Source organism: Mycolicibacterium lutetiense, from assembly GCF_017876775.1.
Taxonomy (GTDB): Bacteria; Actinomycetota; Actinomycetes; order Mycobacteriales; family Mycobacteriaceae; genus Mycobacterium; species Mycobacterium lutetiense.
This window is the reverse complement of the sequence record NZ_JAGIOP010000002.1, coordinates 3,865,333-3,888,019: the sequence shown is the minus strand read 5'-3', so window position 1 is coordinate 3,888,019 and position 22,687 is coordinate 3,865,333. Positions and strand designations below refer to the sequence as shown.

Annotated in this window: 18 protein-coding genes, 3 pseudogenes and 1 other annotated feature; of the genes and pseudogenes, 12 read left to right on the top strand and 9 right to left on the bottom strand. The window is 62.9% G+C overall.

Annotation, left to right across the window (positions count from 1 at the left end):
• Positions 1-209 precede the first annotated feature (209 nt).
• Genes JOF57_RS27990 through JOF57_RS27980 form a run of 3 tightly spaced genes read right to left on the bottom strand, consistent with a single transcriptional unit; the run spans position 210 to position 3,143 of the window.
• The gene (locus tag JOF57_RS27990; protein ID WP_067992193.1) at positions 210-1,412 is read right to left on the bottom strand and encodes an NAD(P)/FAD-dependent oxidoreductase; all 1,203 of its coding nucleotides are present in this window, start codon (positions 1,410-1,412) and stop codon (positions 210-212) included.
• Positions 1,409-2,800, bottom strand: a complete 1,392-nt coding sequence (locus tag JOF57_RS27985; RefSeq protein WP_011895434.1) for a cytochrome P450 — start codon at positions 2,798-2,800, stop codon at positions 1,409-1,411. The genes JOF57_RS27990 and JOF57_RS27985 overlap by 4 nt, the downstream gene beginning before the upstream one ends.
• Before the next feature lie 22 nt (positions 2,801-2,822).
• Entirely contained in the window at positions 2,823-3,143 is a 321-nt protein-coding gene (locus JOF57_RS27980) for a 2Fe-2S iron-sulfur cluster-binding protein (RefSeq protein WP_011895435.1), read from the bottom strand.
• A gap of 122 nt (positions 3,144-3,265) precedes the next feature.
• Here JOF57_RS27980 and JOF57_RS27975 point away from each other — a divergent pair, with 122 nt between their 5' ends.
• The 11 genes and pseudogenes from JOF57_RS27975 to JOF57_RS27925 form a co-directional block, all read left to right on the top strand.
• Positions 3,266-4,279: a helix-turn-helix domain-containing protein gene (locus tag JOF57_RS27975; RefSeq protein WP_041800299.1), complete on the top strand. Its 1,014-nt coding sequence runs from the start codon at positions 3,266-3,268 to the stop codon at positions 4,277-4,279.
• 221 nt (positions 4,280-4,500) lie between these two features.
• Complete coding sequence (locus JOF57_RS27970; protein ID WP_067992190.1) at positions 4,501-6,009, top strand: carboxylesterase/lipase family protein; 1,509 nt, start codon at positions 4,501-4,503, stop codon at positions 6,007-6,009.
• Between the two features lie 386 nt (positions 6,010-6,395).
• Positions 6,396-7,163, top strand: a complete 768-nt coding sequence (locus JOF57_RS27965) for an enoyl-CoA hydratase/isomerase family protein (RefSeq protein WP_011895438.1) — start codon at positions 6,396-6,398, stop codon at positions 7,161-7,163.
• 2 nt (positions 7,164-7,165) lie between these two features.
• Positions 7,166-7,978 (top strand): TIGR03084 family metal-binding protein, encoded by an 813-nt coding sequence (locus JOF57_RS27960; RefSeq protein WP_209922530.1) that lies wholly within the window; start codon positions 7,166-7,168, stop codon positions 7,976-7,978.
• Positions 7,975-9,711 carry an acyclic terpene utilization AtuA family protein gene (locus JOF57_RS27955; RefSeq protein WP_209922528.1) on the top strand — a complete coding sequence of 579 codons (1,737 nt, stop codon included), beginning with the start codon at positions 7,975-7,977 and terminating at the stop codon, positions 9,709-9,711. Before JOF57_RS27960 ends, JOF57_RS27955 begins: the two co-directional genes overlap by 4 nt.
• Positions 9,712-10,125: 414 nt before the next feature.
• Positions 10,126-10,788: a TetR/AcrR family transcriptional regulator gene (locus JOF57_RS27950; RefSeq protein ID WP_209922526.1), complete on the top strand. Its 663-nt coding sequence runs from the start codon at positions 10,126-10,128 to the stop codon at positions 10,786-10,788.
• 3 nt (positions 10,789-10,791) lie between these two features.
• Positions 10,792-10,956 carry an adenylate cyclase regulatory domain-containing protein gene (locus tag JOF57_RS27945; protein WP_209922524.1) on the top strand — a complete coding sequence of 55 codons (165 nt, stop codon included), beginning with the start codon at positions 10,792-10,794 and terminating at the stop codon, positions 10,954-10,956.
• A gap of 51 nt (positions 10,957-11,007) precedes the next feature.
• Positions 11,008-11,948 (top strand): annotated as a pseudogene (locus tag JOF57_RS27940) (IS3 family transposase); the annotation flags it as partial.
• Positions 11,307-11,438: a sequence feature (AL1L pseudoknot), on the top strand. It overlaps the preceding pseudogene by 132 nt.
• A gap of 71 nt (positions 11,949-12,019) precedes the next feature.
• Positions 12,020-13,182 (top strand): IS3 family transposase gene (locus JOF57_RS27935; RefSeq protein WP_209922522.1). Its coding sequence is split into 2 segments (ribosomal slippage): positions 12,020-12,304 and positions 12,307-13,182, totalling 1,161 coding nucleotides; the frame shifts between segments, so codons are not numbered across the junction.
• A 34-nt stretch (positions 13,183-13,216) separates the two neighbouring features.
• Positions 13,217-13,339 (top strand): annotated as a pseudogene (locus JOF57_RS27930) (IS3 family transposase); the annotation flags it as partial.
• 203 nt (positions 13,340-13,542) lie between these two features.
• A pseudogene (locus JOF57_RS27925) lies at positions 13,543-13,746 on the top strand (IS3 family transposase); the annotation flags it as partial.
• Positions 13,747-13,894: 148 nt separating this feature from the next.
• On the opposite strand, the gene JOF57_RS27920 reads toward JOF57_RS27925, so the two are convergent.
• Positions 13,895-15,040, bottom strand: coding sequence for an acyl-CoA dehydrogenase family protein (locus JOF57_RS27920; protein ID WP_043985036.1), 1,146 nt, complete (start codon positions 15,038-15,040; stop codon positions 13,895-13,897).
• Positions 15,041-15,178: 138 nt separating this feature from the next.
• On the opposite strand from JOF57_RS27920, the gene JOF57_RS27915 reads away from it, so the two are divergent.
• Positions 15,179-15,895, top strand: coding sequence for a TetR/AcrR family transcriptional regulator (locus tag JOF57_RS27915; protein WP_263988016.1), 717 nt, complete (start codon positions 15,179-15,181; stop codon positions 15,893-15,895).
• Positions 15,896-15,918: 23 nt separating this feature from the next.
• On the opposite strand, the gene JOF57_RS27910 is transcribed toward JOF57_RS27915, so the two are convergent.
• The 5 genes from JOF57_RS27910 to JOF57_RS27890 all read right to left on the bottom strand — a co-directional run bounded on the left by JOF57_RS27910 (position 15,919) and on the right by JOF57_RS27890 (position 22,620).
• A complete protein-coding gene (locus JOF57_RS27910; protein WP_232783765.1) occupies positions 15,919-16,719 on the bottom strand; it encodes an SDR family NAD(P)-dependent oxidoreductase in 801 nt (266 codons plus the stop codon).
• A 163-nt stretch (positions 16,720-16,882) separates the two neighbouring features.
• Positions 16,883-18,340, bottom strand: coding sequence for a cytochrome P450 (locus JOF57_RS27905; protein WP_209922519.1), 1,458 nt, complete (start codon positions 18,338-18,340; stop codon positions 16,883-16,885).
• A gap of 154 nt (positions 18,341-18,494) precedes the next feature.
• Positions 18,495-20,084 carry a flavin-containing monooxygenase gene (locus JOF57_RS27900; protein WP_209922518.1) on the bottom strand — a complete coding sequence of 530 codons (1,590 nt, stop codon included), beginning with the start codon at positions 20,082-20,084 and terminating at the stop codon, positions 18,495-18,497.
• Between the two features lie 62 nt (positions 20,085-20,146).
• Complete coding sequence (locus JOF57_RS27895) at positions 20,147-21,109, bottom strand: alpha/beta hydrolase (RefSeq protein WP_043985032.1); 963 nt, start codon at positions 21,107-21,109, stop codon at positions 20,147-20,149.
• The gene (locus JOF57_RS27890; RefSeq protein WP_209923794.1) at positions 21,106-22,620 is read right to left on the bottom strand and encodes a flavin-containing monooxygenase; all 1,515 of its coding nucleotides are present in this window, start codon (positions 22,618-22,620) and stop codon (positions 21,106-21,108) included. Before JOF57_RS27890 ends, JOF57_RS27895 begins: the two co-directional genes overlap by 4 nt.
• Positions 22,621-22,687 lie beyond the last annotated feature (67 nt).

The window sequence follows — 22,687 nt, the reverse complement described above, 5'->3', positions numbered from 1 at the left end:
GACGATGCTCCCCCCGCAAAAATCGTCACGCCTGTTGGCGACCTCCACTAGCTTCTGATGCGCTGCGGTAACACCGCCGAGGTGCCCGGCGGCATCCGCTAGCCAGTCCCCGCGGCCAGCGGAGTTGGATGGCGGTTCTCGCTGACGTTCGTCTCCGACACACGCGTCGCAATCGCAGTCGCCGTCCCATCGCCCATGCAGCCATGACCTCAGACCGAGCCGGCGAGCATGAGTTCGGCCCGTTCGACGGGGACCTGCTGCGTAATGACCCGCTTGCTGAACATGAAGTCGCGGGGGCGATTGATGCAGTCGGCGGCGATGAGCTCGCCGGCACGCAGGTAGAAGCAGGTGAAGTCGCGGTCGCGGGTCGGGTCGCCGCTGAGGACCACCTCGTCGTACCCGGTGTTGAGACCCGCGATCTGGAGCTTGAGGTCGTATTGATCTGACCAAAACCAAGGCAGCGCTGATATCTTCTTGGACTTCCCGCACAAAGTCGCCGCCGCGACTTTGGCCTGCTCGGCCGCACTGGGCACGGACTCCAGACGTATACGGCGGCCGTAACGAGCCATGTCGTGGCTGACGCAGTCCCCGGCGGCCATGATGGCGGAGTCGCTGGTCTGGGCTTGGTCGTCGATCACGACGCCGTTGTCGACGACCAAGCCCGCGGCAGCGGCGAGCTCGGTGTTCGGCTCAACGCCGATGCCGACAATGACGAGGTCGGCGGAAATCGATTCGCCACCGGCCAGGACTACTTCGCCGACTTTGCCGTCGCCAGACAGAGCCTCGACCCGCGCGCCCGTCTGGATGTTGACGCCCGCCTCCCGGTGGATCCGGTCGAAGAACGCCGATACCTCCGGGGCGGTCACCCGTTCGAGGACGCGCTCCGTCGCCTCGAGCACGGTGACCTCTAGACCCAACGCACGCAAGGAGGCAGCCGTCTCCAATCCGATGTAACCGCCGCCGATGATCACGGCTCGACGCCCCGGTCTGGTGGCGTCTCGGATCATCTCGACGTCCGCCGCGGTGCGTAGGTAGAAGACTCCGGCCAGGTCGGCGCCTGGGGTGGAGAGCCGACGGGGGCGCGCGCCCGTGCACAGCGCGAGCCTGTCGTAGGGCAGCACCTCGCCGGTGCTCAGCGAGAGGTGACCCGCTGCGCGATCGATTGCCTCCACCGTCGCATCCAGAACTTCGATTCGCAGCTTTGTGTAAAACTCGGCGCTGCGGATCGCGAGCTTGTCGACTGTGCAGTTCCCGGCCAGATATGCCTTCGACAGCGGAGGGCGTTGGTAGGGCGCTGCCGATTCATTGCCGACGAGGACGATCTCGCCGTCCCATCCTTCTTGACGAAGGCTGGCCGCCAGTTGGGCGCCCGCGTGGCTGGCGCCCACGATGACCGCTCGATGCAAAGTCATGCGCCGGCTTTCGGGGTGAGGCGGACCATCAGCTTGCTGATTCCCCTGACGAAGTTGGATTGCACGTATTCGGGCTCACCAATGACCTCGATCTTCTCGAAACGAGGAAGCAGCTCCTCCCACAGGATCCGCAACTGCATCTCGGCCAACCGGTTGCCCATACAGCGGTGGACGCCGAACCCGAAAGAGATGTGGTTGCGGGCGTTGTCCCGGTCGATGATGAAGTCGTCGGGCCGATCGAATACGCGCTCATCGCGGTTTCCCGATGCGTACCACATCACGACCTTGTCACCCTTGCGAATGAACTGACCATTCAGCATGGTGTCGGCCTTGGCGATCCGGCGCATGTAGGCGAGTGGCGTCTGCCATCGGATAATCTCGGAGTTCATGTTGGGGATCAGGTCGGGATTTGCTTTCAGCTTCTCGAACTGGTCCGGGTAGCGGTTTAACGCGAGAACGCCGCCGCTCATCGAGTTCCGGGTCGTGTCGTTGCCTCCGACGATCAGCAGCAGAAGGTTGCCCAAGAACTCCATCGGCCGGTCGATCAGGTCTTTGGTGCTTTCATTGCTCTGCAGCATGGTGATCAGATCGAACCCAGGCTCTTCTCCGGCACCGGTCCGGGCCGCCTTGTCGTGCCAGTGCCGGCTGAGATCTCGGGCCATGGCGCGCATGCCGACGAACGTCTCGTCAAGGTCCGAGGGACCGCCGTTGGTTTGCTCCATCGAGGTTGCCAGATCCGACCACTCGACAAGCTTGCGACGCTGCTCGTACGGAAAGTCCAGCAGGGTCGCAAGCATTCGAGCGGTCAGCTCGATCGAGACGTCGTGAACCCAGTCGAACGGCTGATCCACGGGGAGGTTATCCAGCACCTCCCTTACGCGCGAGCGAATCAGACCCTCCATTTCCCGTAGGTTCTTGGGTGCGACCACCCCTTGGACAGCCGCCCGCTGCAGGTCGTGGCGTGGTGGATCCATCGCGATGAACATCTTGATATCCAGGAAGCGGGGCGGCACCCCGATGACGATCAATGGCTCAGCGGAGAAGACCTCATGATTCTTGTCGACGGCCACGATGTCGGCATGCCGGGTGACGGACCAAAACGGGCCGAAGGCACTGTGCCGCTGATAATGGACCGGAGCTTCGTTACGCAGGCGCTCGTAGTATGACTGCCAGCGCCCCTGGCGATAGAGAAAAGGATTGCTGAGATCGATGTCGGCGAGTTCGACCTCCTCGGCCGGCGGAATAGGACGCTCTACAAAGAGTTTCTTCCCGTTCGTACCGGTCACCCAACGCCGAGTTTTGTCGTAGGCGTGTGCACCTTGAATCTGCAGGTCGATCGGGATGGTCGCCTGAACTTTCTCGGCGACCTTTTCAGAGATTTTTACCATGTTTGACCACTTCCCTTCGTCGTCACATCTGGAACTCCGGCAGATGGACGATCAAGCCGTCCCATGCCTCGGAGGCCGTCATCTGGCAGGACAGCCGAGAGGTCGGCTGACGCTCGGGGTTCATCGCGAGCATCTCCTCTTCGCCGACGCCGGAGGAGCCGACCTGATCGGACCACTGCGGATCGACGACGACGTGGCAGGTACCGCACGCCGCTTCGCCTCCGCAGTCGCCGTCGATGCCAGGCACTGCATTGTTGGTCGCGACCTGCATGAGTGACTGGCCTTCATCGAGAGGCACCTGGTGCTTGTCGCCGTCGTGGGAGACAAAAGTGACAACGGCCATTACCGACTCCTCTTAAGTTGCCCTGAATGTGAATACTTGTTAACAGGATTGTCCAATCCGAGCGCTTCCGCTATGTTTGCGCGGATCAGGAACTTGTGGATTGGGCTCAGGGGGCACGATCGGTGAAGTTCAGCAACGCCGGTGTGCCTCCGGTCGCGTTCGTGCAAATGCTGGAGAGCCAGGCACTCGACCCGGACGCCGTCGCGCGGCTTCGCACCATCATGGCGCGCGAGGGAACCGACGAGGCGACGCTGATGCAGCACGATGTCCAGGCGCCACTGCGGTGGTTTCGCGATCTGTACCCCGATCTAGACGTCGACCGGGCAACCCTGCTCGGCTTCTCGTTTGCAGGACAGGCACAGTTGACATCTTTCGGCCCGTTGAGCGTCCCGCTGGTCAGCGCAGGCTCGGTAGCCGAGATCGTCGAGCTGCTCACCTATCTACCGTTGATCACCACGGCGATCAATGCACAATTCCGTCCAAACGACCAAGGTCTCACCGTCGGGCTCTGGGGGCACACAGGCGATCGGGCCCTGGACTGCTTAGCAGTCACATATACCGGCTCGGCGTTGTTACGACTGCTGGACATGCTCGTCAGTGACGCGCTGACCGTCACGCTCCACTTGAGTTGGTCAGCGCCGGTCTCCCTGAACAAACTCGCGGCAGAGATGGTACTAGCCGGGCGCCTGTTCTTTGACGCACCGATGTCCTACCTTCATGTTCCCGTCAACGCGCTCAATGAAGTGTGCCGGTTCTCCGATCCCCTTGCGTATCGACTCGCCGTCGCCGAGCTGAGGCGGACCCTCGACGAGCAGAGCGGAGCCACGTCCTTCTCCAAGAAGGTGAGACGGTTGTTGGACGAGGATCCCGGACAGCGAAGTTGCCAGCGGGTCGCAGACGAACTCTCGGTATCCACCAGCACACTCAAACGCCGGCTCGCCGAAGAGGGCACCACGTTTCGCGAGTTGCGCCAGTCGTGTCTGCGGGAGAGCGCGATGATGCTGTTAATCACCCGATCAATGTCGGCAAGCCAGATCGCGACCGAGCTCGGATACGGCGATCTTGCTAACTTCTCACACGCCTTCAAGCGATGGACCGGCCGCTCTCCGAGCGAGTACCGACGCTCACAACGCTGAGGATGTCCCCGCACGCCCGGAGATAGCCGGTCATGGGTAGCTTCTTCTTCTGAAAAGAAGTAACCGGTGCTTAAGAATCAGCCACGACGTCACCGAACGGCCGTGGAGGCCGCTGACCGAAGTCGAGTGAGTCATCAGTAGCAGGCCAAACCGTGCCCGACACGGCGACTGAACGGCAGAGCCGGGCGCTGGTGTGAATAGTCATTCGCTATTGTCGATACATGCCAGCGAAGACAGTCCGCACCGAACTCACCTCGGGCGCCATCGAAGGATTCACGCGGGACGGCGTCAATCGCTGGCGTTCCATTCCCTACGCCAAGCCACCAGTCGGCGCGCTGCGGTTCAAGGCTCCCCAGCCGGTCGAAGCGTGGGACGGCGTCCGACCCTGCCACCGATTCCGCTACTGCGCTCCACAGCCCCGCCGATACACCATCGTCGGTCCGGGCAAGTTCCAGCCCATGAGCGAGGACTGCCTCACCCTCAATGTCGTTGCACCCGACGGCGGCTCGGACCGACCTCTGCCCGTGATGTTCTTCATTCACGGCGGGGCGTACTTCCTGGGCAGTTCCGCGACACCGATCTATGATGGCGCGTCGCTTGCCCGCAGCGGTTGCGTGTACGTATCGGCAAACTACCGCCTCGGCGCGCTAGGGGCTGTCGACCTGTCGTCGCTGTCCACCGCAGACATCCATATTGACGACAACCTCTACTTGCGTGACCTCGTGTCGGCGCTCAGGTGGGTACGCGAGAACATCGCGGCATTCGGCGGCGATCCCGATAACGTGACGATCTTCGGAGAGAGCGCGGGCGCGCACGCCGTTACCACTTTGCTGGCCGTGCCAGCGGCGAAAGGGCTTTTCGCACAGGCTATCTCACAAAGTCCGGCCGGCGCGCTATCCCGCTCCCAGGAGCTGGCCGCGGAGTTCGCCGCCAAGTTCGCATCCATTCTCTGCGCCGACGAGCGGGAGCCCGCCCGCCTCCTGTTGGCGGCGCGTCCGGCTCAACTGGTGAATGCATTCGATCGCTTGCTCACCACGAGTGCATCGGACCTTGCTGGCGGTTACCCGGTGGGATGCACATTCGGAACCGACTATCTACCGTCCGAGCCCATTCAAGCGATGCGCGACGGCAAGGCGTACCGTGTGCCGCTGATCGTCGGTACGAACGCCGACGAGGGCCGGTTGTTCACTCGCTTCCTCAAACTCCTCCCGACGAACGAAGCCAAGATCGAAGCGTTACTAGCGGGAGCGGAACCCACCTGTCGCGAGCGAATTACTGCTGCCTATCCCGAATATCCGGCCCCCGATGCCTGTATCCGACTGGGGGCCGACTTCACATTCGGATCGACACTGTGGCAGCTCGCGGATTCCCACAGTCGGCACGCCCCCACATATCTGTACCGCTATGACTTCGCCCCGCGAACTCTGCAATGGGCCGGGCTGGGTGCCACCCATGCGACGGAGCTTCTTGCGGTGTTCGACGCCTACCGCACGCCGCTCGGTCGGCTACTCAGCGCCGGAGCCGATCGCCGCTCGGCCCTACGCGTGAGCGACGACATGCAAGGGCGCTGGGATGCTTTCGCACGCACCGGAGTTCCAGGAGACGGCTGGCCGCGCTACACCAGCGACGCCCGTCCGGTCCTCGTCTTCGATCGCGCTTCGCGAGTGGACAACGACCCCCACGCCGACCGCCGGAAAGCATGGGAAGGTTTTCAAGTCCTCGGACGCTGACGAGCGGTTCCCCGCGGCGACGCATGCGTTCACAGCATTTGGCACCGATTGTTTCTGGGAGCCAAGGGTGAAACGGTGGCAAGGAGCACCTCCGGCGTGCCAATCCCAAAAGGCCGAAGAGGGCCACATTCTTGCCGAGGACTTGACGTACGAATGCAACCCCGTGTTGCGGCCTTGGGATCCGATCTCGTCAATCGCTCGAACCGAATGCGGCCGACGAGGTGGCGAACCCAACATTTACGGAGCTGGCCACGCCGGTCGGGTTGCGCCGCCGGACGCAACGCGTTCGCTCACCAACTGGTCCTCGCGACATTCTGCCGGGTAACGTACTGCGAGTGAACGAGCCCTCACATCGGGAGGGCGGGTGCCGATCAGGACGGGGATTGATGAGCGAGGAAGCGATCACCTACGAGGTCGTCGACGGGGTGGCCTGGTTGACGATCAATCGCCCCGAGGCACGGAACGCGCTCAACGGGGCGGTCCGGCAGGGACTGTTCCACAGCGTTCACCGCTTCAACGCCGACGACTCCGCCAAGGTTCTGGTGCTGACCGGGGCAGGCGATAAGGCGTTCTGCGCCGGAGGGGACCTTAAAGAGATGGCGGAGACGGCGCTCACGGTTCCGCCGCCAGACTTCGCGCCGCAATTCGGGCGCAACATCCAGGTCGCCAAGCCGACCATCGCCGCGGTGAACGGCGTCGCCTTCGCCGGCGGATTCCTACTGGCCCAGCAGTGCGACCTCGTCATCGCAGCCGAGCACGCCAGGTTCGCGGTCAGCGAGGTCAAGGTAGGCCGCGGCTCGCCATGGGCTGTCCCGCTGTCGTGGCTGCTGCCGCCGCGGATTGCGCTGCAGATTTTGATGACCGGCGACCCGATCACTGCCGAGCGCGCCCGCGAGGTAGGCATGGTGAACGAGGTCGTGCCCGCAGCGGAGCTGCGGGTACGAGTTCAGGAGATCGCCCTGCGGATCGCTTCCAACGCACCGCTGTCCGTACTCGCGGCAAAAAAGACCGTATACCTCTCCGCAGCGCACCACCTGACGGAGGCCTACGCCCACGCCGACCAGATATGGGAGCCGGTGTACCTCAGCGCCGACGCGCTAGAGGGTCCCGCCGCGTTCCGCGAGAAGCGCACACCGGTTTGGAAGGGACGTTAGACGTGGCCGTGCCGATGGAGTCCTTGATCACCGACATCGGGGCGGAAACGGCCGAGCTGTGGTCACTGATCGCCGAGCTGCCCGAGGGGCAAGCCGGGTGGGACGCGCCCACCCCCGCGGCAGGCTGGGCGGTCCGCGATCAGATCAGCCATCTTGCGTTCTTCGACGACGCCGCGGTGCGCTCAGCCACCGACCCCGAAGGGTTCACGGCCGAGGTGCTGCCCATGCTCGCCGACGGCCGAATCTCCCCGGACACCATCGCCGAGCGCTACCGGTCGATGCCGGGAACCGAGCTGCTGTCCTGGTTCGACGGCGCGCGCCGCGCCCTCGTCGCTGCCTTCGCCACGATCGACCCCTCAGTGCGGGTGCCGTGGTTCGGCCTCCCCATGAGCGCGGCTTCCTCGCTGACCGCGCGGATCATGGAGACCTGGGCGCACGGTCAGGACGTCGCCGACGCGCTGGGAGTGACCCGTGTGCCCTCGGCCCGGTTGCGCCACGTCGCCCACATCGGCGTGGGAGCGCGGGCGTTCAGCTACATGGCCAACGGCCTAGAGGTGCCCGAGGAGCCCGTCCGCGTCGAGCTCACCGCACCGGGGGGCACGCTGTGGACCTGGGGCCCCGACGGCGTGCCCAACCGGGTCACCGGCACTGCGCACGACTTTTGCCTGCTCGTCACCCAGCGCAGGCATCGCGACGACACCGCGCTGGAAACCACCGGTCCGCTCGCCGACCAGTGGCTCTCCATCGCGCAGGCCTTCGCCGGACCTCCCGGCGGCGGGCGCACCGCAGGACAGTTCGATGGAGGTGTGTCGTGAGGGACCCGGTCCGTATCGGCAATTGCTCGGGCTTCTACGGCGACCGGATCGCCGCGGCGCGGGAGATGGTCGAGGGCGGGACGGGCGAGGAGAGCATCGACGTGCTCTGCGGCGACTACCTCGCGGAACTGACGATGCTCATCCTGGCGAAGGCCCAGGCGAAGGATCCCGCGGGCGGCTATGCGCGCACGTTCCTGACCCAGATGGAGCAGGTGTTGGGCACCTGTTCCGATCGCGGTATCAAGATCGTGGCCAACGCCGGTGGGCTCAACCCGGCCGGGCTGGCCGTCAGATTGCGCGAGCTTGCGGACCGGCTCGGTATCAGCGTCCGCGTCGCCCACGTCGAGGGTGACGACCTGCGCGGGAACCTCTCCGCGATCACCCCTGCGGTCGGTGAGGTCGAGCCGGTCTCGGCCAACGCCTACCTCGGCGGCTGGGGTATCGCCGAAGCGCTGGGTGCCGGCGCCGACGTCGTCGTCACCGGCCGCGTGACCGACGCCTCGCTGGTCGTCGGTCCGGCCGCCTGGTGGCACGGGTGGGAGCGCACCGACTGGGACCGGCTCGCCGGTGCCGTCGTGGCCGGCCACGTCATCGAATGCGGCCCACAGGCCACGGGCGGCAACTACGCCTTCCTCGACGAGATCACCGACCGTCGCTACCCTGGCTTCCCGATCGCGGAGGTGGCGGCCGACGGCTCGTCGGTGATCACCAAGCACGCCGACACCGGGGGGCTGGTGTCGGTCGGTACGGTCACCGCCCAGCTGCTCTACGAGATCGCCGAGCCCGCCTATCTGGGGCCCGACGTGGTCACTCACTTCGACACAATCTCTCTGGCCCAGCAGGCCGAGCACCGGGTGGCGATCACGGGTGTCACCGGCAGCCCGCCGCCGGAGACGCTCAAGGTGGCGCTGAACGAGGTCGGGGGCTACCGGAACACCATGACGATGGTGCTCACCGGCTTGGACATAGAGGCGAAGGCCGCGTTCGCGCAGCAGCAGCTGTTCGACATCCTCGGCGGCCGGGACTCCTTCGCCGAGACGGACGTCCGGTTATTGCGGTTCGACACACCGGACGCCCCCACCAACGACCAGGCCTGCGCGCACCTGCGGATCACGGTCAAGGACACCGACCCACGCAAGGTCGGCCGGACGTTCTCGAGCGCAATCATGGAGATCGCTCTGGCCGGGTACGCGGGCTTCCACACCACCACGCCACCCACGTCGGAGTCGGCGTTCGGCGTGTACCGCCCAGCGGCCGTGCCCCGGTCGAGCGTGACGCACGTCGTGGTGCTGCCCAACGGTGAGCGCCGGACGATCGCCGATCCACCGACCGGTAGCGTGCCGGCCGCGAAAGTCGCGGGCAGCTCGGCAGCCGCGCCGCCGACCGAGCCGACATGCCGCGCGCCACTGGGTGCGGTGCTGGGCGCGCGGTCCGGCGACAAGGGCGGCAACGCCAATATCGGTCTCTGGGCCCGCGACGACGCCGGCTATGCCTGGGTGCGCGAGCACTTAACCGTCGAGCGACTGCGCGGGCTGCTCGGCCCGGAGGCTGCGCAGCTGCGCATAGAGCGATTCGAGCTGCCCAACCTGCGTGCGCTCAACGTTGTGGTCCACGGGCTGCTGGGGGAAGGCGTGGCATCCTCGACCCGGCCGGATGCCCAGGCGAAGGGCTTGTGCGAGTACCTGCGCTCCCGCATCGTCGACATCCCGCAATCCTTGCTCAGCGCGACCTGACAAATCCCGAGTTTGGAGTAGCCGGGCCACTCTGTCGACGTATCGCCAATCAAGTCGCCGTCCTCTGCCTGCTGCTTGACGTAGCCCCTTTGCCAAAGCCGTGTTGCCGAACGATGTGATGACGATCGGATGACGCCAACAGCGTCCGGCAGACGGAGAGATGGCTTTGTCCAGTTCCTTGCCGAACTGGACATCCAAAGAGGGCGCAGCGATCTGCCCACGCGGTTGCCGATCTTGGCCAATGAGCGGGCACATCCACGAATGGGGATCACACGCGCAGGCGCCAGCCACCTGCCATTGGGGCGTCTACATTTCAACTCAACCTGGAATTGTGAGCAGGTGTTAACGTTCGTAGTGTAGCTCCCGGCGCTGCAGTGCTGCGCGAGCCCTGGTTGCGAGCGAAGGAAGGTAGTAGTGAACAAGGTGGTCGTTGCCGGACGTACCCGGGTCGGCGGCGAGCGTCGGGAACGGATTCTCGCCTCTGCCACCGAGTTGATTGCCGAGCGGGGCTACCACGCTGTCTCCATGGCCGACATCGGCGTTGCATCAGGGGTTGTCGGGCCGGCCATCTATCGCCATTTCAACAGTAAGAGCGATCTACTGGCGGCCCTCTTCGAGCGAGTGGTGGACAAACTCCTTAAGCGTGCGACGGCGATCGTCGAGCAGTCCCGCGACGAGGCGGAGGCGCTGACCCTGCTGGTGTCTGACCAAGTCGCCTTGGTAATGGATCAACGCGAGCTGGCAATGGTGTATTACCGCGAAGTGCACAATCTGTCGGATCAGCACCAGAGCCGGTTGCGCCGTAAGCAGCGACTCTATCTAGAAGAGTGGGTACACCTCGTCGGAGAATTGCGGCCCGCGGTCGACGAGATTGAACTTCGGGCGATGGTTCATGGAGCGATCGGAGCCATTCAATCGATCTTGCACTACCGCGGCACTGGCCTGGCTCCCGAACAGACCTCTGCGCTGCTCGTTGCGATGGGTCACGCCGTGCTCGGCGTCCCCGCGTCGAGTCACCAGGTGCGCGGCGTGAACACTGAACCACCCTGTCCGCGCCCGGGTACGCCGCGGCACTAGGGGATGTCCAGGGTGTCAGCAACACACGAAGACGACCTCGCTCAGTATGGTCTGCTCGACGGTCTCGAGGGCGACAGCCGCCAGGAAAGGACTGATCTAATTGCCTGGCTGCATGCCCAGGGCTTCACGATTGATCAAATCCGACTGGTGGCCCCAACCCCTCTCTGAATCGCCCTGGAAATGCTGGAGGCTCCTGACCTTGGAAACGAGGATGCAGGTATGCCGAAGGAACAGTCGCCCGGGAAGCCCACGACACGTCGTTACAGCCCGGAGGAGAAGGCCGCCGCGGTGCGGATGGTCCGTACGCTGCGAGAAGAGTTGGGCACCGAGCAGGGCACGGTGGCACGGGTCGCTCGCCAGCTGGGCTATGGAATGGAGTCGGTGCGCTCCTGGGTGCGCCAGGCAGATATCGACGACGGGCATGCACCGGGCGTGACGACAGCGGAGTCCGCGAAGGTCAAGGAACTCGAACAAGAAGTCCGAGAATTGAAGCGTGCCAACGAGATTCTGAAACGAGCAGCGAGTTTCTTCGGGGCGGAGCTCGACCGCCAACACAAGAAATAGTCTCCTTCATCGACGCCCAACGGGGCGAGTTCGGGGTCGAGCCCATCTGCACCGTCCTGCGTAGCGCAGGCCTGCAGGTGGCCCCGAGCACCTACTACAACGCCAAGACACGGGCACCGTCGGCGCGGGCTCAACGCGACGCCGTTCTGGAGCCAGCGTTGCGTCAGCTCTGGAAAGACAATTACTGCGTCTATGGGGCCCGCAAGCTCTGGAAAACCGCCCGACGGGCCGGCCACGACGTCGGCCGCGATCAGGTGGCCCGCCTGATGCGGGCCGCCGGCATCGAAGGGGCGCGCCGCGGCAAGCGTGTCCGCACCACCAAGGCTGACCCGGTCGCGGCGCGGCATCCGGATCTGGTCAGGCGAAAGTTCACCGCGACCGCGCCAAACCAGCTCTGGGTGACCGATCTGACGTTCGTACCCACCTGGGCCGGGGTGGCCTACGTGTGTTTCATCGTCGATGCGCATTCTCGGATGATCGTCGGGTGGCGGGTAGCATCGCATATGCGGACATCAATGGTCCTTGACGCCTTGGAGATGGCACGGTGGTCGCGAGGAACTACGTTGCAGGACTTGATATGTCACTCTGATGCCGGATGGGTCTGCTGCACGAATAGGTGACATCTGAGTTGGCTTGCCCGGAACGGGTGAGCTGGAAGGATGTCAGTGTGCCCAGGCCTTACCCCCGAGAGTTCCGCGACGACGTCGTGCGGGTCGCTCGCAACCGCGATGACGGTGTAACGATCGAGCAGATCGCCACCGATTTCGGTGTGCACCCGATGACGCTGCACAAGTGGATGCGCCGAGCCGATATCGACGAGGGCGCCAAGCCCGGCAAGAGCACCGGCGAGTCTGCGGAGCTGCGGGATGCGCGGCGGCGGATCAAGTTGTTGGAGCAGGAAAACGAGGTCCTGCGCCGGGCGACTGCCTATTTGTCGCAGGCCAATCTGCCGGGAAAAGGGTCTACCCGCTCGTGAAGGAGCTCGCCGCCGACGGGATTCCCGTCGCGGTGACGTGCCGGGTACTCAAGCTCGCCCGCCAGCCCTTTTACCGCTGGCTGGCCCAGCCGATCACTGACGCCGAACTCGTCGAGGCCTACCGCGCCAACGCCCTGTTCGACGCCCACCAGGACGATCCCGAGTTCGGGTACCGCTACCTGGTCGAAGAGGCCCGCGATGCCGGTGAGCCGATGGCGGAGCGCACCGCCTGGCGGATCTGCTCGCAGAATCGATTGTGGAGCGTGTTCGGTAAGAAACGCGGCAAGAACGGCAAGGTGGGCCCGCCGGTGCATGATGATCTTGTGGAGCGCGACTTCACCGCAGGTGCACCAAATCAGTTGTGGCTCAGCGATATCACCGAGCATCGCACCGGTGAAGGCAAGCTCTATATGTGTGCGATCAAGGATGTGTTCTCCAATCGCATCGTCGGGTACTCGATCGATTCCCGAATGAAGTCCCGGTTGGCGACCACGGCCTTGAGCAACGCGGTAGCACGCCGCGCTGATGTGGCCGGGTGCATAGTTCATAGCGATCGCGGATCTCAGTTCAGGTCAAGGAGATTCGTGCACGCACTCGGCCGCTACGAGCTGGTCGGGTCAATGGGCCGAGTCGGGGCGGCCGGTGACAATGCGGCCATGGAGAGCTTCTTCGCTCTGCTGCAGAAGAACGTGCTCGATCGCCGCCGCTGGGAGACCCGCGAGGAGCTGCGGATCGCGATCGTCACCTGGATCGAACGGACCTACCACCGCCGCCGGCGCCAAGCCGGCCTTGGGCGGTTGACCCCGATCGAATTCGAAGCAATCATGACCACACAGGCCAGTCAGGCCGCGTGACCGAAGCTGTCACCTGATCATGCAGCAGACCCGATCGCAATTCACGTCGATACGCTACGGTGAGCGGCTGGCAGAGATCGGCGCGGTGCCCTCAATCGGAACCGTTGGGGACAGTTTCGACAACGCTCTCGCCGAGACGGTCAACGGCTATTATGAGGGGGACCCGTTTGGTGGTCCAGTCGCTATGCGACTTGGGTTTGGTGGGTCGTGGTCCACTGTAGAGCGAACTCGGTGGGGGTGAGTTCGCCATGGGCGGAGTGGGGTCGGTTCGCGTTGTAGTTGAGGTGAGCCCTTCGTGGTGGTCCAGTCGTTGTGCGACTCTGTTGCCCGAGTGTTCGGGCAGGAAGGGCTCACCTCAATTACAAGGCTGAGTTGATCTACGGGCCGGCCCGCACCGGGCCGTGGAAGACCGTCGAGGATGTCGAGCTGGCCACCCTCGGTTGGGTGTACTGGCACAACACGAGCAGGCTCCACAGCTACCTCGGCGACCTACCTCCGGCGGAGTTCGAAGCCGCGTTCTACGATGCACCACGGACCGACCAAGCCTTGGTCGGAATCCAATAGCTCGAGCCTCCGGCGAATCCAGGGCGATTCACCCGTTTGAAGCGAGCTCGCCGGGTATCCGCCTAGTGAACAGTCAACACCGACTTGATACGCGAACGGCACCCCGCTACCGCGGTCTCCCGTAACCAATCTAGCGGTCGAATTCGATCTAAAGCGACCGAGCAATGATCTCCTTCATAATCTCGTTTGTCCCACCGTAGATCTTCTGAACGCGAGCATCGGCCCACATCCTGCCGATGGGATACTCGGTCATATAGCCGTAGCCGCCGTGGAGCTGCAAGCAGTCATCAAGGGCGACCATCGCACGCTCAGTAGTCCACCACTTCGCCATCGCGACGGTGGGGATGTCGAGTTCACCGCGCAGATGGCGGGCGACGCAGTCGTCGATGAAAACGCGGCTGATATGGGCATCGGTGGCGACCTCGGCAAGTTTGAACTTGGTGTTTTGGAAGGCGAAGACAGGCTTGCCGAAGGCATGCCGATCTTTGGTGTATTCAACAGTGAACTCGAGCGCTGTTTCTAGTACTGTCACTGCACCAAGCGCAAGGATCAATCGTTCTTGGGGAAGTTGCTGCATCAACTGAATGAATCCCAGTCCTTCAGTCGTACCCAGGAGGTTCTCTACGGGAATGTGCACGTCTTCGAAATAGAGCTCGGAGGTGTCCTGGCCGCGCTGACCGACCTTGTCCAACACCCGACCCCGCCGGAAGCCCGGCCGATCGCCTTCGACCAACACCAACGAGATCCCGTTAGCTCCGGCAGTCGGGTCGGTCTTGGCGACGACGATGATCAAGTCGGCCTGAGCGCCATTGGTGATGAATGTCTTGGAACCGTTGACAACGTATTCGTCTCCAACGCGCAGTGCCTTGGTCGTAACAGATTGGAGATCGGAGCCCGTGCCTGGCTCCGTCATCGCAATCGCGCCAACCATCTCACCAGTTGCCAGTCGGGGCAGAAAACGTTCCTTCTGCTCGTCGGTGCCATACTCGAGCAGGTAGTGGGCGACGATTCCGCTATGCAGCGCCGCACCCCATGCTGAATCACCGATGCGGGCCTGTTCCTCGATCAAGACCGCCTCATGGGCGAATGTTCCACCACCTCCGCCGTACTGTTCGGGGATTGACATGCACAGCAACCCCAGATCACCCGCCCGGGTCCACAGGTCTCGATCCACGTGGTGCTGCTCGATGAAGCGGGCACTGTGCGGCGCGATCTCCTTCTCACAGAACGTGCGCGCCAAATCGCGGAGTGCATCGAGGTCGTCGTCCATCCAGCTAGAGCGATTGGCTGCCATTAGAGAGTCCTCACTGTTATTACTTGCGCACCGATCCCGCAATGGGTCTCGCTACACGCTTATGGGTACATGGTGTACCACGAAACGGACACTGGGTACAACACGTACCCAGAACTTTCCAGAGCGCGGGGCGTTACGGTGAGCATCGTGGAGCGAAAGCAATGGGCGGACACCACAGCGGGACGCCGTGCAACCAGTAAGTTGCCAGGCCGCGAACTACGTCGTGAACAGATCATCGAAGCAGCGCTCAGCGCAATCGAAGAGAACGGACCCCACGCACTCACCGGCCAGATCGCAGACAAGGCCGGTTTAGTCCGCACGCACTTTTACCGCCACTTCGCAAGTAAAGAAGAACTCGATCTAGCCGTCGCCCGCCACGTCCACCGCGAACTCACTGCAAAGATTCGCCTAACTCTGGATGTGCAGGGATCACCGCTAGACGTGATTCGCGCGCCGGTCACACAGCACGTCATGTGGGCTGACGAACACCCCAACCTCTATCGGTTCTTGGTGAACCGACACTATCGGCGCAGCACCGAGAAAACCTCGCCCGGCACCAGTGCATTCGCCTCCGAACTCGCCGTCGCGGGTGCCCGTTACTTTCCTCGCTACGGCGAGGACTCAGAGGCGGCAGACCGCAATGTCGCCGCCATCATGGGCCTGATGGACGCTTCGGTCCTATGGTGGCTGGACCATCGCGACTCCACTCGTGACGAACTCGTCATTCGATTGACACGGCAAACCTGGTTGATAATCAATGACAGGCTGCAGGAACTGGGATTCCAGCTTGATCCCCACTTACCACTCTGCGAACCGAAAACCTCATCAGGTACAACTCGAGCCTCCCCACGCTAAACCCTCCGTCTTAGACACCGCCATCAACGATGATTGCGTTGGCGCCGCTCACCAACGCCGCGCATCAACGCGAAAGCTCTCAACCCGAGCGACGGCGCAGCATCGCTAGTGCGCGCAACTACGCCGCGCCACCGAGGAACTACCCGGAATATCTGGCGACTCTCCAGCAACTCGAGTCCTGCGCGGGCCACGGCCGCCGCATCCATTGGACGAGGTCCGGCGAACAGTAGCGCCGCCCCAGGGTCGGCGACTCGGTCGGTGACCATTTTCGTACTCACCACGTCGGGGCATAGCGCCCGGGCACGGATTTGCAATCCCGCATGGTCAAGGTCGCCCTGCAGCGATGTGGTGAACGACAATACGGCGGCTTTAGTGGCTGCGTACATCGCGAGTCCAGGGATGGGCGCCAGAGCCGAGAGCGACGCGATGTTGAGGATCGCACCCCCACCTGCGCCCATGGCGGCAACTGCCGCGTGTGACCCGGCAACGACACCTCGCACATTTACATCGAGGATCGACGCAATCTCGGCATCGCTGTGACTCCAGCTGTTACCCGCGATTAGGATCCCAGCGTTGTTTACCCACACCGCCAGAGGGCCAGCGGCTAAAGCCTGAGCAGCGACTTCCCGATGACCCGACGGATCTCGTACGTCGTGCGTGGCGCTCCAAGCGCCACCGCCGACCTCGGTGGCAGCGCGCTCCGCCGCGTCGCCATCGACATCCGTGAGCAAAACCTTGTGACCGGCAGCGGCGAGTTGTCTCGCGATCTCCAGACCAATCCCTCGACCTGCTCCTGTGACGACGGCTGTTGATGGTTCTAGCATGACCATCCTTTCCGGCAGTTTGCGTAGGTTTGCCGACTACGGTTCGCCGGGGTTTGTTGAGGATCTCCGAGGCCACTTGGAGGACTGCGTCGATTCTGCCGGCGCCCTGTGAGGGCGATGTGCTCGGCCAAGCACTCAAAAGTCTCGTGGAATGACCTAGATATCATCGGCGACACAACGTAATAGGTAGGCCGTCGACAGGGACAGGCAGGGACGTATTGTCCCACCGAACGCGGTAGCCGTCATCCAGACTCCAGGTGAATTCCCGCAGCATCTCGTGCAGTATTGCCTTCACCTCCAAGGTGCCGAAGTGCATCCCGATGCACTTGTGCGCGCCTCCTCCGAACGGAAGCCAGGCGAAGCGGTGGGCCTGATCCTCGCGCCGTGGCGGCTCGAATCGCGTTGGGTCAAACCGGTCCGGCTCGGTCCACACTGTGGGCGCAAAGTGGTTGACCGCAGGCGTGATGGCGACAAGCACTCCGGAGGGGACGTAGTAGCCATCAATTGCGGTGTCGGTCACCGTCTTACGCATAACCAACGGTACCGGTGCAACTAGTCTGAGCGACTCCTTGATGACCAAGTCCATCGCCGTGAGCCCCTCCAGGTCCTCAATGTCCGGCAGATCGTCGCCTAGACGGTCAGACTCAGCACGAAGTCGATCCTGCCATTCAGGATTCTTCGCCAAGAAGTACGCCACAGCGGCAGTGGTGATCGTTGACGTGTCATGAGCGGCCATCATCAGAAAGATCATGTGATTTATGATGTCCGCATCAGTGAAGCGTTCGCCGTCCTCGCCGCGCGCCTCACATAGCGCGGCGAATAAATCATCATTCTGCCCCGAGCGTGCCGCCGGTAAGTGCCGGGCGAAGTACGCCTCCAGCAACCGGCGACCGCGCACTCCGGCGCGGTACCGCGTCCCGGGCAGAGGAGCACGCACGATCGCACTGGCAGCGCGGACGGTTGCTACAAAGGCTCGATTTACTGAACGGCTGTCCTCTTTCCCGCGGCCGCCCATGAACACATCGGTTGCCACGTTGAGCGTCAAATCCTTCAACAGGGGATACAAGCGGACACCCGAACCGGTCGGCCACTTCGGTACGCTAGAACGAACCGATGGCCCGACCTGCTTGACATAACCGGTTAGTCGCGGACGTGTGAACGCCTCCTGCATGATTCGCCGATGCATCAGATGCTCATCGAAGCTCATCAGCATCAGCCCCCGATGAAAGAACGCATCGATGAGAAAACCCCAACCATCTTGCGAGAAAGCCTTGGCTTTGGTGGTGAGTGCTTCTTGAGTTGCCTGCGGTCCCGCAATGACGACCATCTTGGTGCCAAACGCCCCCATCCACGAGACCGAACCGAATCTCTCGTACCGCTCTCTACTGAGGTCAGAGCCGAAGCGAATGTAGTCCAGTGTGTGGCCAACGAGAGGCAATCCCTGATCGCCGATAACTGGCTTCAATCCGCTACCTGTCGGCGGCGCGGCAAGTTCGCGAACCGGCCATCGTCGACTCACCTCCTGGATAGCGCGCTCGACGCGCTGCGGGAGGGGATTCAGTAGTACCGACGACAGACGGTCACGGGACTTGCTTGCCGAACCGGACGGCGATTTGGTCATCGAGTGCCCCCTTGATGTTGTTTCTCGCATTATCGGAAGGATTTCACCCATCGTTTACACCGGTGACCACCCTGTCAACGGCGATCACAGTTGCCGCTCGAATGTCAGCGACTCCCCGCCGTCCTCGGATACCCGTCACTGAACAGAGCCGCCACTAGTCGACGCTATCGGCCCCGCTGGGGGCATAGGGCATGTCGGCCAGATGGGTGTTGGCCGGCTCGGGTGTCCCCCTGCGCGACGAGTTCGCGGGCGCGGGACGCGACAGGACGTAAGCGCGCCGCTTCGGCCTGCGCGCACGAAGGCGATACAGGAAGGTCGGGCTGGGCCAGTTGGTGGATATCGAACCGAGCGCCGAGCGATACCAGCTCGCGCACATAGTCCACACGGATCTGTCCAGGCGGCGACTCAACCGGTCGTTGAACCGCTTCTCCACATCTGCACGGACCTCGATAACACTTCCTGGATGGGCACGGAGAACCTTCATCAACCTGACGATGTGTCGGGCCTGCGATTCGAGCATGTAGACGATGGACCCGGATCCCACGTTGGTGTTGGGCCCGTACATCATGAGGAAATTCGGAAACTCTGGCACCGATAGGCCGTAGTAGGCGTGCGCGCCATCCGCCCACACGTCCGACAATTTTCGGTCCGAGCGGCCGTAGACCTCCATCGGGGAAAGAAACTCGGTGGCACTGAAGCCAGTGCCGTAGATGATCACGTCGGCGGCATGGAAGTCGCCGTTCACCGTGCGGATTCCGCCAGGCTCTACTGCCTGGATATCGTCGGTGACCAATGAGACGTTGGGACGTGCGAGCGCGGGGTAATAGTCGCTGGAGAACAGAATCCTCTTGCACCCGGGCGCATAGTCCGGCGTCAGGTGGGAACGCAGCCGGGCATCCGACACCTGGCGACCTAGGTGCCGGAGGGCGACGGCTCCCAAGACTCGCGCTACTGGCTTCGCGTCGACGAGTGCCAACGCCAAGAACTCGAATATCGTCCAAATCATCAGACGTTCGCTGAGCCGCAGAATGGGCAACTTGCGCAGCAGTTGGTGATGCCGCCCACCGTACTGACGGTCGAATTTGGGCAGCACCCATGGGGCTGACCGTTGGAAAACGTCCAAGTGCTCAGCGCCTGCGGCGACCACCGGGACGAATTGCACCGAACTAGCGCCGGTGCCGACGACCGCAAGCCGCTTGCCGCTGAGATTCAGATCGTGGTCCCAATTGGCGGAATGAAACGACGGGCCCGCGAAGCCCGAGATTCCAGGAATATCAGGAACTGAGGGTCGGGACAGCTGGCCCACGGCCGAAATGACGACATCACACTCCAATTCCTGACTGGTAGTCGTGGTCAGACGCCATGTGTTCGTGCGCTCATCGAAGGCCGCCTTAGCGATTTCGGTTTTGGTCCGAAGGAGGGACAGCAAACCACTTTCCTCGGCGACGCGGCGAAGGTAGGCGAGGATATCACCTTGTTCTGCGTAACGCCGACCCCACGTAGGATTCGGCGCCGAGGAGATTGAGTACAACTGCGACGGGACGTCACAGGCCGCCCCTGGGTAGGTGTTCTCCCGCCAGACTCCCCCGACACCATCGCCCTTTTCGACAATGAGGACCCTGTCGAACCCTGCGCGTTTGAGGCGAAGTGCAAGGGTAATTCCGGCGAAGCCAGCGCCGATGATGACGATCGAGGGGTTACCAGGGGGATTGTCCTGGGTTTGTTCACGTTTCACGGGTTTCATCGTTAGCTCATACAACCTTCGTGCTGGGGCGCCTCGTGGTCAAGGCGTGCGCAGGGACGCTGTCAACGGACGGTGGCCGAAGTAGCCAAGAACTCGCCACCGAGCCTGAGGGCCTCACGCGCTTCGGGCAATAGGCGAAACATCGCCTGGAAGACATGGATCTGGCCGCGGAAAACTTGCAACTGGGAGGAGACCCCTGCAGTCTGCAGACGTTTGGCAAAGACTCTGGAGTCGTCGAGCAACATCTCTCGTCCGCCGACCTGAATCAAAGTTGGTGGCATGTCCGTGAGATCAGCGTCGAGCACGCTTATCCTCGGGTCGGCTGGATCGGCGCCCGCCACGTACAGACCCATTGTTCTCGACGCAGAGATGGCGGACGCAAAGGGGTCCCGTCTGCGCAGATCACGGTCCATCGCAAGTTGACATGTCAAATCCAGCACCGGCGACATCAGCAGCATGGCATCCGGCGTCGGCAGTCGATGTTCCCGAGCGCCAAGCGCCGTCGCCGCAGCAAGCTGGCCGCCTGCGGAATCTCCGGCGAGCGCCACCGTGCCAGAAGACGCGGTGATCGCGCTTCCCTCTGTCAACCATCGATAAGCGATCAGTGCATCATCTGCGGCCGCCGGGAAGGGATATTTCGGGACCAATCGATAGCGCACGGCAAATACCGGCCTGCGGGCGGCCGCGGACAGTTCGCTGATGAGGCCACGGTGGGTCTCGGGAGAGCACATAGAAAATGCGCCGCCGTGTATATAAAGAATCGGCGGAGCATCCGAGGCCACGTTGGCCGCCTTGACCCAGTCGCCTCGCACACGTTCACCGGCGAAGGGCGTGTCTACCTTCTCGACACTGATTGCGCGCCTTGGCCGCGACACCACGAGTGTTCCCCGTAGCACGCGATCCATGACCGCGAAGCCATGCTCGTTGGCCGGGATCACCTGCGTGAGAGGTCGAAGAACGCGTCGCGCCGTTGCCGCGACCAGGTGGCTCGCCATGCTCGGATTCGGCCTGGCAGGTGAACTCATCCGGCGGTGACCACCTTCTGTGGGGCAGTGTCCGCCTTTTTCGCCGGTCGTCGTTCGAAACGGTAGTCGGCCAGGTCGAATCGTCGACTGCGCCAGATCGACTCGACCGTCGTCGTGGGACGCAGAGGCACGTCCCCATGCTTGTCGAAGTAATAGCTGTTCGCGCCCGCGCAGCTGTCCTGCCAGAAGACTTGCGTATGCCGCCGTGCCAGCATCTCCGCGAAGAAGCGTTGATTCGCCTCCTCGCGTACCTCGACGTAGTTCGAGTGGGCCGTCCTGGCCTGCCGGAGGCAACGGAGAATGTGACCCGCCTGTGCCTCGATGAGTGCGAAGTAGGACGAACCGTTGTATCCGTACGGGCCAAACACTGAGAAATGGTTCGGGAATCCTGGCACGCTGACGCCCTCATATGCCTGGAGTCGGTTCTCGTCCCACCACTGAGCCTGGTCTCGGCCGGCGACACCTCTGAGCGAGTAGGTGGGCATGCTGTCCGATTCCATGACCTTGAATCCCGTTGCCAGGACAAGCACGTCGATCTCGTGTCTGACGCCATCGGCCGTAATCACCGCGGTCTCATCCACCCGGGTGATGGGGTTCGTTTCAAGAAGGACGTTCTCGCGGTTGAACGTCTTCAAATATTCGTTGTGAAAGCTTGGTCGCTTGCAGCCCAGCGCGTAACGCGGCGTCAGCTTCTCCCGAACGACCGGGTCGGTGACCTGCCGACGCATATAACTGATCGCTGCACGCTCGATCGCCGACGCCAGCGGTATGGCGGTATGAAAGTGCGCTGCGACGGGAAAGGTGAGTTCGACAAAGGCCTGGCTGGCTCCCCGCGCGGCGATCTGCGCTCCGGGTGCGAGCCGGAGAAGAACACTCAGCGGGCGGGGCACCGGGAAGTCGAATTTCGGCAGACACCATATCGGGGTGCGCTGAAAGACGGTAAGTGTGTCCACGTCCTTAGCTATCGAGGGGATCAGTTGCACCGCCGAGGCGCCTGTTCCGATGACGGCGACTCTTTTTCCGGTGAGGGTCTGCTGGTGGTCCCAGCGCGACGTGTGCATCGTGACCCCGCCGAAGTCCCCGACCCCCGGTATGTCCGGCGCTTTAGGTCGCGTGAGAACCCCGGAGGCATTGATGACGAACCTGGCTGTCAGTTCCTCGTCCGTCGAGGTAAACAAACGCCACAATGTCGATTCCTCGTCGAACTCAGCCCTCACAACCGTGACTCCGAAGCGGATCCGCGACGCGAGGCCATATTTTTCCACGCAATGCTTCGCGTAGTTCTTCAGTTCGATCCCCGGCGCATAGGTACGTGACCACGACGGGCGTTTCTCAAAGGAGAATTGGTAACTATATGACGGAATGTCTACTGCAATCCCCGGGTAGGTATTCCAGTACCAGGTTCCACCCACCCCTTGGGCCTCATCAACGATGAGGAAGTCTGAGAAACCTTCCTTCAGCAGCTTGATGCCCACCCCGATTCCGGAGAATCCAGCTCCGATCACCAGGATCTCGTGGGTGGGGACCTCGTAGGTAGGGGCTCCGGAGGCGGGGGCATTCTCGTCGCCCGCGACATGG